The sequence below is a fragment of the Klugiella xanthotipulae genome (assembly GCF_006716695.1).
GTDB classification, from domain to species: domain Bacteria; phylum Actinomycetota; class Actinomycetes; order Actinomycetales; family Microbacteriaceae; genus Klugiella; species Klugiella xanthotipulae.
In genome coordinates, this window is record NZ_VFPN01000001.1 from 545,701 (window position 1) to 558,466 (window position 12,766).

Annotated in this window: 13 protein-coding genes and 1 pseudogene; 7 read left to right on the plus strand and 7 right to left on the minus strand. The window is 63.6% G+C overall.

The window, feature by feature from the left end; genetic code table 11:
* Nucleotides 1–74: 74 nt before the first annotated feature.
* The 6 genes and pseudogenes from purU to FB466_RS02420 all read left to right on the plus strand — a co-directional run bounded on the left by purU (nt 75) and on the right by FB466_RS02420 (nt 3,609).
* Nucleotides 75–959: a formyltetrahydrofolate deformylase gene (gene purU, locus FB466_RS02400; RefSeq protein ID WP_141915540.1), complete on the plus strand. Its 885-nt coding sequence runs from the start codon at nt 75–77 to the stop codon at nt 957–959.
* A gap of 379 nt (nt 960–1,338) precedes the next feature.
* Nucleotides 1,339–2,010: a hypothetical protein gene (locus tag FB466_RS02405; protein WP_141915542.1), complete on the plus strand. Its 672-nt coding sequence runs from the start codon at nt 1,339–1,341 to the stop codon at nt 2,008–2,010.
* Nucleotides 2,011–2,272: 262 nt separating this feature from the next.
* Nucleotides 2,273–2,665, plus strand: a complete 393-nt coding sequence (locus FB466_RS02410; protein WP_141915543.1) for a hypothetical protein — start codon at nt 2,273–2,275, stop codon at nt 2,663–2,665.
* Between the two features lie 53 nt (nt 2,666–2,718).
* Nucleotides 2,719–3,036 (plus strand): annotated as a pseudogene (locus tag FB466_RS02415) (formyltransferase family protein); the annotation flags it as partial.
* Between the two features lie 17 nt (nt 3,037–3,053).
* A complete protein-coding gene (locus FB466_RS13360; RefSeq protein ID WP_170205988.1) occupies nt 3,054–3,239 on the plus strand; it encodes a hypothetical protein in 186 nt (61 codons plus the stop codon).
* 10 nt (nt 3,240–3,249) lie between these two features.
* On the plus strand, nt 3,250–3,609 hold the full coding sequence (locus FB466_RS02420) for a YrdB family protein (RefSeq protein WP_170205989.1): 360 nt from the start codon (nt 3,250–3,252) through the stop codon (nt 3,607–3,609).
* Nucleotides 3,610–3,679: 70 nt separating this feature from the next.
* Here FB466_RS02420 and nagB read toward each other — a convergent pair whose 3' ends face one another.
* The 7 genes from nagB to FB466_RS02455 all read right to left on the minus strand — a co-directional run bounded on the left by nagB (nt 3,680) and on the right by FB466_RS02455 (nt 11,453).
* Complete coding sequence (gene nagB, locus FB466_RS02425) at nt 3,680–4,462, minus strand: glucosamine-6-phosphate deaminase (protein ID WP_141915547.1); 783 nt, start codon at nt 4,460–4,462, stop codon at nt 3,680–3,682.
* Nucleotides 4,450–5,382: an ROK family protein gene (locus tag FB466_RS02430; protein ID WP_141915549.1), complete on the minus strand. Its 933-nt coding sequence runs from the start codon at nt 5,380–5,382 to the stop codon at nt 4,450–4,452. The genes nagB and FB466_RS02430 overlap by 13 nt, the downstream gene beginning before the upstream one ends.
* The gene (gene nagZ, locus FB466_RS02435; protein WP_141915551.1) at nt 5,379–6,923 is read right to left on the minus strand and encodes a beta-N-acetylhexosaminidase; all 1,545 of its coding nucleotides are present in this window, start codon (nt 6,921–6,923) and stop codon (nt 5,379–5,381) included. Before nagZ ends, FB466_RS02430 begins: the two co-directional genes overlap by 4 nt.
* Complete coding sequence (locus tag FB466_RS02440; protein ID WP_141915553.1) at nt 6,920–7,807, minus strand: carbohydrate ABC transporter permease; 888 nt, start codon at nt 7,805–7,807, stop codon at nt 6,920–6,922. The genes nagZ and FB466_RS02440 overlap by 4 nt, the downstream gene beginning before the upstream one ends.
* The gene (locus FB466_RS02445; protein WP_141915555.1) at nt 7,807–8,754 is read right to left on the minus strand and encodes a carbohydrate ABC transporter permease; all 948 of its coding nucleotides are present in this window, start codon (nt 8,752–8,754) and stop codon (nt 7,807–7,809) included. Before FB466_RS02445 ends, FB466_RS02440 begins: the two co-directional genes overlap by 1 nt.
* Nucleotides 8,755–8,882: 128 nt before the next feature.
* Complete coding sequence (locus FB466_RS02450; RefSeq protein WP_141915556.1) at nt 8,883–10,202, minus strand: extracellular solute-binding protein; 1,320 nt, start codon at nt 10,200–10,202, stop codon at nt 8,883–8,885.
* Between the two features lie 66 nt (nt 10,203–10,268).
* Nucleotides 10,269–11,453, minus strand: a complete 1,185-nt coding sequence (locus FB466_RS02455) for an ROK family transcriptional regulator (protein ID WP_141915557.1) — start codon at nt 11,451–11,453, stop codon at nt 10,269–10,271.
* Between the two features lie 248 nt (nt 11,454–11,701).
* Between FB466_RS02455 and FB466_RS02460 the strand changes: the two genes are divergently transcribed.
* A complete protein-coding gene (locus FB466_RS02460; protein ID WP_141915559.1) occupies nt 11,702–12,658 on the plus strand; it encodes a type IV toxin-antitoxin system AbiEi family antitoxin domain-containing protein in 957 nt (318 codons plus the stop codon).
* Nucleotides 12,659–12,766 lie beyond the last annotated feature (108 nt).

Genomic DNA, 12,766 nt, shown 5'->3' on the forward strand with positions numbered 1-12,766 from the left:
CTGCTAACCGCACTATCCTACCGGCGATCAGGTGAAAGTTCGCATCCACCCGCCAACTCGAATAATCTATCCGGGTGACCCACGAGCAAAACACCAGCCCAAATTCCCCAGCCACCCACCACTGGGTGCTCGCCCTCAGCTGCGTTGACCAGCCCGGCATCGTGCACGCCATCAGCGGGGCGGTGGTGGAGTCGGGCGGAAACATCACCGAGAGCCAGCAGTTCTCCAGCCACGACACGGGCCGCTTCTTCATGCGCCTACAGGTGCAGTCCCCCGCCACCCGCGAGCGCTTCGAGGCCACACTCCAGCCCATCACCGAGCGCTACGATATGACCTGGAAATTGGATGTGGTGGGTCGCCGCATCCGCACCCTCCTGCTCGCCTCCACCGCCGAGCACTGCGTCAATGACCTGCTCTTCCGGCAGCGCGGGGGCCAGCTGCCCATTGAGGTGCCGCTGATTCTCGCCAACCACCCCACGCTGGGGCGCACGGCAGAGTTCTACGGCGTACCGTTTGAGTCACAGCCCGTCACGAACCCCGAGTCCAAGGCCGCATTCGAGAACCGCGTGCGCGCCGTGATCGCGGAGCACCACATCGAACTCGTGGTGCTCGCCCGGTACATGCAGATCCTGAGCCCCGAGTTGTGTGCGGAGTTGAACGGCATGGCTATCAATATCCACCACTCGTTCCTGCCCGGTTTCAAGGGGGCCAACCCCTACCGACAGGCGCACAGCCGCGGCGTGAAACTGATCGGGGCCACCGCGCACTTTGTCACGAGCGACCTCGATGAGGGGCCCATCATCGAGCAGGATGTGGTGCGGGTAGACCACTCCCTGGCCCCCGCCGAACTGGTCGCCCTGGGCCAGGATGAGGAGAGCCGCACCCTGCGCCGGGCGGTGACCTGGTTCGCGGAGAACCGCATCCTACTCGACGGCGACCGCACGATTATCTTCCAGTAGCGCCGGTGGGGCGTTGCCCGGTAACGGGAGATGAGAGCCGTTGCTGAGGGCGAAGATCTCGGTGGGTCTCAGCGAGGGTGAGCGATCATGAGATTACTGAGATGACCCTGCATCAGCCAACATCTGGATGCGACCGCTAAAGATAAGAGAACGCCTCTCGCTAACAGGAGTTAAGGCTTTAAACGCCAAAGCCCCCCGACTACACACAGAACAACCCGCCACCACAACTTGCTACCGCCGTACCAATGGTGCTACCGTAAATGGGTCTCTGACAGATCATTCGGTTAAACCTGTCTCTAGAGCATTGCCTTGAGGGGCGAGGGAACGGTAGCGGTAGATATTATCGTATATGCTTTGTTTCAAAACAAAGGAGTCTTCTTTGAAGAGATCAGTTTCAATCGCCTGCGCCACCCTTCTATTTTTAGGTGGAGTAACTCTAGCTTCACCGGCTTACGCCGATGAAAACAACGTACTAGAGACCCTCGCCTCGGTAAGCCCGGAAGTTCTTGATTCTGCTGCAAGCGTCAGCACCACTCCCGGTACTCAAAACGCAATAAATGCCTCCCTGGAAAACACCCAGATCACCGTTCCTGCAGATGCCCAGGCGGGGGTTATCGTAAACTCCGGCACAACGCTAAATATCGGGCTACCGTTCGCTCGTCAGGCGGATACCGCCACGGTTGAACGCCAGGGCATTGTTTCTTACGACAACAACAATGGATCAGAAACTGTTCCAGTCATACATGATGATGGAACAGTTCAGTTGAATACAATCATCAGAGACCCTCAGGCACCAAAATCCTATTCGTACCCACTGGAATTGCCCTCCGGGAGCAGCCTTGTCGCGCATCAGGGTGGTGCTCAGATTCGAGACGATAACTCCGGAGATGTCATCGGCGAGTTTGATGCGCCTTGGGCTTTTGACGCTGACGGGCAGTCCGTTCCAACGCATTACGAGATCAACGGGTCAACACTCACCCAGATCGTCGCACATGGAACCGAAAGTCGGTATCCCATAGTAGCTGACCCCAGCTACAAAACTTACACCTAACTACTACAGCAGAACTACCGTCGAAGACATGTGGAAAGTTCTGGGACACACTGGCACAGCATGCAAAGTTGTACCGTTGCCCTACGCCGCAAACTTAGCCTGCGGCGCTCCTCCGAAACTTGCTGACGCTATTTCGAGTGCGCACTACCAGAAAAAACGCATCAAAGCAATTTACTATAACTGTGGCTATAACTACTGTAATTACTACAAATATTCAGTCATCAAATAAACAGAAAGGGACACTAAAATGTCGATAAGAATAGTGTCTATCCAGGCAAAAATTGCAACTATAGCAGCGTTTTACTTTATCGGCATAACAGCAACCATATTTGTTAGCGTTCTGCTGGATGGAACTGCAGCAGCAGTTTCCTTTACCGTGGCGCAACTAATAGCTCTGGCATTCTTCGTCCGCACCTTTCAAGGAGACGGCGAAGATTTATCCAAATCGCGGCCGTGGTGGAGAATGACCGAGAGAGCCGCAAGTAGCTTAATAGTAGGATTAATTTTTACTTTTCAGGTAATTAATGCTATCTGGGCTTTAGATATCGAACCGTTCGCGTTACTGGTGGTCTTATCGATCAACAGCTTAATTGCCCTTGCGTTCTTCAACTCATCGTGGCAAATAAAGGCATTGACTGCGCGCACTTCCGTCTAAATATCTACAGGAAATGAGTTTTGCCCTCATAATTTGAGAGCATCACTCATTTTCTGTGTGCGGAGTTGAACGGCATGGCTATCAATATCCACCACTCGTTCCTGCCCGGTTTCAAGGGGGCCAACCCCTACCGACAGGCGCACAGCCGCGGCGTGAAACTGATCGGGGCCACCGCGCACTTTGTCACGAGCGACCTCGATGAGGGGCCCATCATCGAGCAGGATGTGGTGCGGGTAGACCACTCCCTGGCCCCCGCCGAACTGGTCGCCCTGGGCCAGGATGAGGAGAGCCGCACCCTGCGCCGGGCGGTGACCTGGTTCGCGGAGAACCGCATCCTACTCGACGGCGACCGCACGATTATCTTCCAGTAGCGCCGGTGGGGCGCACGGTGTCACCACGGATTGTGTCTGCCGGGGCGAAAATCGCGGCGATATCGACGTTTTACGTTATCGCCACTGCCGCCACCATCTTTATCGGCGTGCTCGCGAATGGAGCAACCGCAGCCAATGTTGTGCCGCTATCCTCCGCGAAACGGCCCCGCCGCACCGTCCGAGCAACCCGCCGCAAACGGTAGACTGGGGCGCGTGACTGACTCCGCCACCGCCCCAAAAATCGACACTCTCACCCTCTGCCGCGCCGTGATGCACCTCGTGCTCTTCGTGTGTGTCGGCGCGTGGGGTTTCCTCGCGTGGGAGATGCCGTGGCCCGGCATCGCGACCGGAATCGGCAGCATCCTGGTGGCGATCCTGATGTGGGCCGCGTTTCTGTCGCCCCGCCCCATGCTGGGTGTGGATGCTTTCGCTCGCGGGCTCGTGGAACTGTTGCTGATCGCCGCGGCCGTCGTGGGTCTCATCGCCATCAACGCGCCGCCCTGGCTGGCCATCGTGGTGGGGCTGCTGACTGCGACCACCGGCTTTCTGGCCGGTCGCCGCAGCCTGAGCTAATTCAGCCTGAGCTGATTCAAACTGAGCTAATTCAAACTGAGCTAATTCAGCCTGAGTTGGTTCGCGCCGCCTACGCCAACCACTCCGGCCGCTGTTCATACGAGCGCCGGTAGTAATCAATGTGCCTCAGGTGGGTGGCCGCCGCCTCATCCACCACCACCGACACGTGCCGGTGCAGCTGAACGGCGCTACCGGGAACGGAGGCCGTCACCGGACCCTCCACACACTCCGCCAGAATCTCGGCCTTTGCCGCGCCAAACGCCAGCAACACCAGGTGTTTGGCACGCAGGATCGTACCAACCCCCTGGGTCAGGGCGTGCGTGGGCACCTCATCAATCGAGGGGAAAAAGCGGGCATTATCGCGGCGGGTCTGCTCGGTGAGTGCCTTCACCCGGGTATCCGAGTTGAGTGACGAGCCGGGCTCATTAAAACCGATGTGGCCGCTCGTGCCCACACCCAGAATCTGGATGTCCACCCCGCCGGCCGCCCGGATATCCGCCTCGTAGCGCTCCCCCGCGGTGTTAATGCCGTCACGGTCGCCGTTGGGCACGCACACCAGTTCGGCGTTCATGCCCAGCCGCTCCACCACGTCGCGCCGAATCACGGAGCGGTAGCTCTCGGGGTGTTCGGCTGGCAAACCCACATACTCGTCGAGCGCAAAGCCGCGCACATGCCCCAGGTTGAGGCCCTCCTCGCGCACCCGGCGCTCCAGCGCCGCGTAGACGGGCAGCGGCGTGGAGCCCGTGGCCAGGCCCAGCACGGCATCCGGTTTCCCCGCCACCAGGGCGCTGATCCGCTGAGCGACCCACTCGCCAGCGGCCGCGGGGGTGTCCACAATAATTACTTCTGCCATGAGTTTTCTCCAATCAGCGCGGCACCGATTGCGGCCGCGGGAAACGTGTCGGGAAGGATCTGAATGCGCTCGTCGAGCCGCAGCGAGCCGAGGAAGGCCGAGCGGGCCGCCCACTCCCGCAGCACCCCGTGCACGCCACTCAGCAGCGGCTCCCCCATCGTGGTGACCCCACCACCCAGCACAACGCGCTGCACATCCACCGATAAAAAGAGCAGGCGGATGGCCGTGGCCACGCCCACAAACAGACCATCACGGACCCCCACCGCGGCGGAGTTTCCGGCGGTTGCCGCGACCATCAGCGAGCGCACCGCCGACTCACCGTCGGGCACGGGCCACTGGCGCACGATCCCCGAGCCGGAGCTGATGGTCTCCAGGCACCCGCGCTGCCCGCACGGGCACAGCGCACCCGCGGGGTCCACCGGGATATGCCCAATCTCACCGGCAACCCCCCGGGAGCCCCGCCACAGCTCACCGTCCAGAATGATGCCGGCCGCAAGCCCCGTGCCGAGGTTGAGGTAGGCGATACTGCCGGGCGTGCCGGGCTCCGTCTCGGCCCCCCGCACCCAGCGGTAGGCCCCGAGGGCCGCCGCATTCACGTCGTTCTCTACCCGCACGGGCGCACCAATTCGGTGGGCGAGTTCCGCCCCCAGGTCAAACCCCACGAGCCCCAGGTTGACGGCGTGGTCCACCCGGCCCGTCGCGGTGTTCACCGCACCCGGAATCCCGATGCCAATCGAGCGAAAGTCGCCCGGCGCGCAGCCGACCCCCTCGGCCAGCTCCGTCACGCAGCGCAACGCGGTGGCGAGCACCTCCGCGGGGCCGTAGCCCGTCGGGTGGGTCACCGCGCAGAGAACACCGTCGCCCGGGTCGAGCACCACCGCGGCGGTTTTTGTCCCGCCAATATCAATGCCGATCCTCACACCGCACCGCCCGGCAGCGAGGCGGTGGCCGGTCGGCCCGCCGCCAGCAGGTCAAGCAGAGCCTGGCCGGTCGTGCGCGAGGCCCCGAAGGTGGCGATATCGGCGAACGCCCGGTCGGGGGCTGGCCACCCCATGTCCACGGTCAGCACGCGCTGGCCGCGCTCGATGAGCGCGGTGATCAGCTCACGGTTAAACGGTTCGCGGTGGTGGTTCTGCCCCACCACAATCAGGTCGCGGTCGCTCGGGATGCCCGCCAGGGCCGCGTCAACAGGCCCGGCACTCACCCGCTGCTCGGTCAGGAGCGGCAGCTGTCCGGCCTCCCCGGGGGCACGGCCCAGGTCCCGCGCGGCGAGCGGGCCCCACGGCAGCGGCCCCACCGCCACATTCGGCACCCCGTCAATCACGAGCAGATGCGTACCGCTCCCCTCGCCCAGCGCGGGAACGGCCACCCCCGCCCGCACCTCAAACGTTTCGGCCACGCGGGCGACACTCACGAGGGTCTCGGCGGGGCCGGGCACCTCGCGGGTGGCCACCGGCTCCATCCCGGCGAGGCTCAGCACGCGCCCGGCGGCCTCGGCCACGCGGGCGGCCTCCAGCCGACCCTCGGCCACGGCGGTGGCCACCCGGGCCTCAATCTGAGTCATCTCCTCGTCGGTGTTGGCCGTGCCGATACACAGCAGGTCGCACCCGGCGGCGAGGGCGCGCACGGCGGCCTCCGGGATCCCCGTGACCGCACTGGCCCCCCTCATATCGAGGGCGTCCGACACGATCACCCCGGTGAAGCCCAGCTCCTCGCGGAGCAGCCCCTGAAGAATGGTCGGCGATAAGGTTGCGGGCCGCTCCGGGTCCAGCTGCGGCAGCAGAATGTGCGAGGTCATGATGGTGCGCGTGCCCTGTGCGATGGCCGCACGGAACGGCACCAGCTCACGCTCGCGCAGTTCGTCGAGGCTGCGGTCGATCACGGGGAGCGCCAGGTGCGAATCCTGGGCGGTGTCACCGTGGCCCGGAAAATGTTTGGCGCTCGCGGCGATTCCGGCCTCCTGCACCCCGCGGACCCACTCGGCGGTGTGCCGGGCAACCACGTCCGCGGTGGGGCCAAAGCTGCGCGTGCCGATCACCGGGTTGTCCGGGTTGGAGTTGATATCCGCATCCGGCGCAAACGTCAGGGTACAGCCCACCTCGCGCAGCTCCTCCCCCACGCGGGCGGCCACGCGGCGTGTGAGCTCCGGGTCGTCCAGCCGACCCAGGATGGCGTTGCCGGGGAAGGGCGAGCCCGTGGCGTGGTGCAGGCGGGTCACATCCCCGCCCTCCTCATCAATCGCGATGACGGCCCGCGGGTTGGCGCGACGGATCGCGTCCGTGAGGGCGCGCACCTGCTCGGGCGTGCCGATATTGGTCGAGAAGAGACACACCCCACCGAGACCGGCGCACAGGCGGCGCTCCAGCCACCCGGGCAGCGTGTGCCCCTCAAACCCGGGGAGCATGGTGGTGCTGATCTGACGGGCGAGATCGGCGGATGCCGAGAATGCGTCCGCGATCATCCCTTCACCGCCCCACCCACGAGGCCGCTCGTCATACGGCCCTGCACGATCAGGAAGAAGATGATCACGGGCACGGCCACAAGCGTGGAGGAGGCCATCACCTGACCCCAGTCGATCTCGCGGGAGGCGCTGTTCTGGATGAAGCCGCGCAACCACAGCGGCAGGGTCTGCGACGAGTTGCTCTGCAGGATCACGAGGGCCACCGTGAACTCGTTCCACGCCTGCAGGAAGGCGAACACGCCGGAGGCGACCAGCCCGGGGGCCAGCAGCGGGAAGGTGATGCGCATAAACGCCTGCGGGCGGCTGAGGCCGTCCACCATCGCGGCCTCCTCCAGTTCGGCGGGGATGCCCGCGACAAAGCCGCGCAGCATCCAGATGGTGAAGGGCACCACGGCGGCGATGTAGATGACACTCACCCCGATGATGCTGTTGAGCAGCCCCACCGAGGAGATCATCTTGTACTGGGCGATAAACAGGCCCTCGGCGGGCAGCATCTGCACGAGCAGCACGGCAAGCACAAAGGATTTACGGCCCCGAAACTTGTAGCGGCTGATCGCGATGGCGGCCAGGAACGCGAAAATCAGGCAGCAGACCACCACGATCAGCGTGATCGAGACGCTCATGCCCAGGGCGCTAAAGAAGGACCCGTCGGCGACCACGTTGCGGTAGTTCGCAAACGTGGTCTCGGCCCCGGGAAAAAAGGTGGGGATGAACGACATCAGCGTGCGGTTGGGCAGCAGCGAAGAGCTGACCATCCAATACACCGGGAACACCCAGATCAGCGCGGCAATAATGGCCACGGCGCTCCACAGGATGCGGCGGATGCGGCGCGGGTCGCGCGGGCGGCGGGCCGGGGCCTGCGTGGTGGGGGCAAGCGTTGCCATTAGTTCTCGTCCTCCTTGAGTAGGCTGCGCACGTAGTACCAGCTGATAGCGATGGTGATGGCGAGCACAAAGATGGAGACCGCCGAGGCCATACCAAAGTCGCCGCCGCCCGTGCCGAGCTTGTAGATGTAGGTGCCGAGCAGGTCAAACTCCCCGGCACCGGAGCCGGCATCCTGCAACATCTGGATTTGGGCAAACACCCGCAGGTCCCAGATCAGCTGCAACAGCAGCACGATCATGAGCACGGGGCGAATCATGGGCAGGATAATGAATCGCACGCGCTGCCAGCCGTTGGACCCGTCCAGCTGGGCGGCCTCCATCACCTCGTCGGAGACCTGGGTGAGGCCCGCGTAGAGGGAGAAGGCCACGAACGGCACCGACATCCAGACCACGATGATGCTCGCCACGAGGAAGAAGGTGCCGGGCGTATCCAGCCAGTTGTAGCGGTCCATCTCCACGCCGGGCAGCATGTTGAGTAGGTAGTTGACCACGCCGCGGCGGTAGTCGAACAGCCAGATCCACACGGTCATCGCGGCGACGACGGGCATCGACCAGGCCAACAGCAGGCAGATCTGGAGGATGAGCCGACCCACCTTCCCGGCGGCCTTCATCAGCAGGGCAAAGAGCCCGCCCCAGATCACCGTGATGGCGGCAGTCACAATACAGAAGAGCAGCGAGCGGCCCACGACGGCCCAGATCACCGGGTCGGTGAACAGCGTCACGTAGTTGTCGATACCCACAAACGGGGCCACGCCGGAGAACTGCGAGGACAGGCCAAATTTTTGGGTTGAGGTGACGATCTGCCAGATCAGGGGGTAGCCCATGCCGATCAGCAGGATAATCACCGCGGGCAGGATGAGCGCGTGTGGCACCTTCGAGGAGCGTTGTGTGGGCGGCGTTGCCGGGGCGGTATCGCGCTCGGCCGGGGAAGCCTGGACGGTGGTCATTCCACTGCTTTCTTCTGCACGGGGTCGGGGTGTTGAGGGTGGTGGTGGGGATGCCTGCCGGGGCCGGCATCCCCACCACCGGGTAACGGGAGGGGGCGGTATGTGTGGCTGCCCCCTCCCGAGCCTTGCTAGTTGCTGTTGAGCAGCGGGGTGATCTTGGCGTCGTACTCCTTGGCGAGTTCGATGACGTCTCCGCCGGCCGCGATCTTGCCGTAGAACTCTTCCAGGATCTTCTTGCCCTCGATTGCGGACCAGCCGGGAGCGGCGGGGGTCAGCTTCGAGTTGGCAGCCGACTCGACCAGAGCCTGAGCAAACTGGTCATCACCCAACGAATCGGTGTACTCCATGTTGGCCGGGCCCATACCGCTTTCGCCGAGCATCTTCTGGTACTCCGGGGAGAAGATAATACGCATCAGTTCCTTCGCGGCCTCCTGCTTGGTGCTCGCCGCCGAGATGGCGATGTTGGAGCCGCCGGCAAACACGGGGGCCGCGCCACCGTCAACGCCGGGGAGCACGAAGGTACCGAAAGTCTCGTCGTTCCACTCGGCACCGGGCTTATCTTCGCCCGTCTCCGGGTCCTTGACCGTTACTGGGTCACCAATCGACCAGTGCGCCCATCCGGGGGCGATAATCGTGGCGGCCTCGGGCTTGCCCGTGGCGTCGTTGTTGTTGAGGTTCACCCAGGGGGCACTATCGTACTCGGTGGCCGGGGCGTTGGAGGCGTTCTTAAAGAGCTCCTGAAACTGGGTCAGGCCCTCAATCGTCTTCGGGTCGGACAGTGTGGATTCCCACTCCCCGTCCTTCTGCACGGCCAGTTCCCCGCCGTTTGCGAACACCCACGAGATGGCGTTGCGCCAGTCGCTGCCACCGAGGTAGAAGCCGCTCATGTCGTCGGTGCGCAGTTCGGCGACCGTCGCGTTGAACTCTTCCAGGGTGGTGGGCACGGTCTTACCCTGCGCCGCCCAGATGTCTTTGCGGTAGAAGTTGTAGCGCGAACCAAAGTAGTAGGGCAGGGCGTAGTTCTTGCCGTCAACGGCACCCGCCTCCACAAACGACTGGAGCAGGTTCTCGCCGCCCAGTTCGTCGTACATATCGGTCAGGTCGGTGAAGGCACCGGCCGTGGTGAACGTGGGTGACTGGGTGTTGCCAATCTCGACCACATCCGGGGTGTTCTTCTCGTCGGGCAGGGAGGTCGTGAGCTTGGCCACCACGTCGCCCCAGTCCTGCTGCTCAATCGTGAGCTTACCGCCCGTTGCCTTCTTGTACTCGTCGGTGAGGTACTCGCGCAGGGTGTCGGGGGTGTCGGGTCCCATCAGCCAGAGGGTGATGTTTTTCGACTCGGGGTCGGAATCGGGCAGCTGGCTGGCTCCGCCGCCGTTGCCCGCGCAACTGGTCAGAGCCAGGGCCGAAGCTGTGATCAGGGCCAACGCTCCTAATTTCTTCTTCATGATGCGATCCTTTTGTTCTGGTGCTGTCGGCGGGACCGTGCGGTCTCGCCGTGGTGGCGTCGTCTGCTATGAGACGCCGAGTTGCCCGGAGAGGACAAGAACGGCCGCGCCGCGCAGGACGATGTCCCGCGAGAGTGCGGTCATTCGCAGCGCAAGGTCGCCGTGAATACCGGCAATCGTGCGCTGACGGATGGTGTTGAGGGTGGCCTCCGCGAAGGTACCGGCAACAAGTTCGGTGGGCCCGCTGAGCACAATCTCGGTGAGGTTGAGCACGCCGACCACGGGGGCGAGGGCGATGCCGAGGCGCTGGCCCGCCTGGGTGAGCACCTCGGTGCGGGCCGCCTCGGTGGGTGCGTCGAGCAGCTGGGCGGTCAGGTGGGGTACCGACACCCAGACTTCCAGGCAGCCCTCCTTGCCACAGGCGCAGAGCGGGCCGCCGTCGGTGCCGACCACCACGTGACCGATCTCGCCAGCCGCCGAGTGGCTGCCGAGGACGGGGCTGCCGTCGATAATCAGACCGGCTCCCACACCGGCCCCGATCTGCACCAGGATGATGTCGTCGGCAGACTGCCCAAAGCTGTGCTCGGCGAGCACGGCCGCGTTGGCGTCGTTCGAGACGGTCACGGGGAGGCGGAAGCGTTCGGCCAGGATCGATTGGAGCGGCACCTCCGCCCAGCGCAGATTGGGCGCGCTGCGCACCACCCCGCCGCGGTCAACAATACCGGGCGAGCCCACCCCAATACCGAGCAGCGGGCGGGATGCGCGGCCCACGAGCTCGGCAACCAGATCCATCAGGCGGCCAATCGCAAGCTCTCCCGTGGCTCCGTCTAGCTGGGCCTCGGCGCGCTCCCGTACGCGGCCGCTGAGGTCGAGGATCGCGGCGCGAAACACGGACTTATCGGAGAGGTCAAGCCCGATGAGGTGGAACGCGTCCAAATTCATTTCGAGCAGGGTGGCGGGTTTACCGGGGCGGGCATCCTCGCGCTGCCCCAGCTCGGTGACGAGCCCCTCGGCGACCAGCTCGGAGACGAGATCGGAGACCGTGACCCGGGTGAGCCCCGTCTGGCGGGCGATATCGGCACGGCTCAGCCCTGAGGTGCGGTACACCTGCTGCAACACGAGCGAACGGTTGTGCCGCCGGGCGTGTTCCGGCAACACTTTCACGCTGGGACGCAGCACCCGCCCCGCCCGTCGCGGCGCGACGGCGGTGGCGTTTGTGTGCGAGCGTCCCTGCTCATTTCCCTGGGGCATGTTTGTTAGTAAACCTTACGAACAAACTAAACGCAAGTACTCCCCACCCCCGCAGGTGACTTTTCCTCACACATCGACGTTAATTTCCCTACTTTTTGCACAAAAATCACCCAAAACGCCAATAACCAGGCCATCCCCCCGACGGCCTGCTCACCTGGAGTCTCCCCCACAGGCATCCGCAATCCGATATTCCCCACATCCCACCTGCTTTCGGATGCGCGGCCACTCTCACTTGACAGGCTGAGCCCATGAGATCAATTCTGGCCCTCGACCCTCCACACACTCACGGACTCATTCGTTCCCGCGACCTGCTCTCGCTGGGGCTCAGTTCCCACCGCATCCACCAACACATTGCCCAGGGCGAACTCATCCGAGTGCGCCAAGGAGTACTCATCGCCCGGGCGCTCTGGCAGGAGATGTCCGAAACGGAACGATACATAACGCGCGTCCGGGCAACCTCACTGACCGTGTCACGACAGCTCACCTTTTCTCACGAGTCTGCGGCAGCGCTCTGGGGCCTCCCCGTTCCGCACTCCCGTCACACCCGCGTCCACGCCCTCGATCCGCACCCCGGCGGTGGCGGTGGCTATCGCGGACTCACCATCCACCGGATGGAACCCGACCCCGGCTCCACCGTCCACAACGGATTGCGCACCACCTCACTCGAACGAACCCTGATCGACCTCGCCCGGCGGCTGAGCCTGGTGGATTCCGTCCCAGCGATCGATCACGCCCTCCGACACTTCGACGGGTGCACGCCAGAACACCTCAGGGAATACGCCGACACACTGGTGGTCTCACAGCGAGGCTTCCACCGAATGCACAGGGCGTTGCTGCTCTCTCGGGAGGGTGCAGAAAGTGTCGGAGAATCTATCAGCAGGGTGCGGATGCACGAGCTAGGGTTCGCCGACCCCGTCCTCCAAAAGACTTTTGAGGGTCTGCCCTTTCGGGTCGATTTCTGGTGGCCCGAGGCCCAGGTCATCGGCGAGTTTGACGGGCAGATCAAATATGTCACCCGTGCGTCTCCTGCGGACCTCTCGCCCGCGGATGTCGTGTGGCGCGAAAAGCGCCGCGAGGATGAGCTGCGGACCCGTTGCCGCCGTTTCGTCCGGTGGGATTGGGCGGTAGCCCGGTCGCCCCAGCGGCTCGCAACCCTGCTCACGGAGGCGGGCGTCCCACGTCCTCGTATTGACAGAACTTCGTGACCACCCCGAAAATCCTTTTTCGGGTGAGTTTTGTGCAAAAAGTAGAGAAATTAACGTCGATGTGTGAGGAAAAGTCACCCAAAACGCAAGGGTGGGGGTGAGGCAGGA